General features: G+C 43.6%; 1 pseudogene. It reads left to right on the top strand.

Annotated elements, in window-relative coordinates:
- Window positions 1–335: pseudogene (locus tag B4237_RS02580) on the top strand (energy-dependent translational throttle protein EttA); the annotation flags it as partial.

The raw sequence follows: 335 nt of genomic DNA, 5'->3' as shown, positions 1-335 counted from the left end.
TACTCCGTATTATGGCTGGCGTAGATAAAGATTTCTCAGGTGAAGCTCGTGCACAACCAGGGATCAAAATCGGCTATCTAGAACAAGAACCGCCTTTAGATCCAACCAAAGACGTTCGTGGTAACGTTGAAGATGGCGTACGTGAAGCACTTGACGCTTTAGAACGTCTTGATCAGGTTTTCGCTGAGTATGCTGAACCAGATGCTGATTTTGATGCGCTTGCGAAAGAGCAAGAAAAATTAGAATCAATCATCCATGCATGGGATGCACACAATCTTAATAACCAACTTGAAATTGCTGCTGATGCATTGAATCTTCCTGCTTGGGATGCTGAT

The organism is Acinetobacter sp. UBA6526 (assembly GCF_002434875.1).
Taxonomy (GTDB): domain Bacteria; phylum Pseudomonadota; class Gammaproteobacteria; order Pseudomonadales; family Moraxellaceae; genus Acinetobacter; species Acinetobacter venetianus.
The sequence above is the reverse complement of the archived record's forward strand: the minus strand, read 5'-3'. Positions and strand labels throughout refer to the sequence as shown.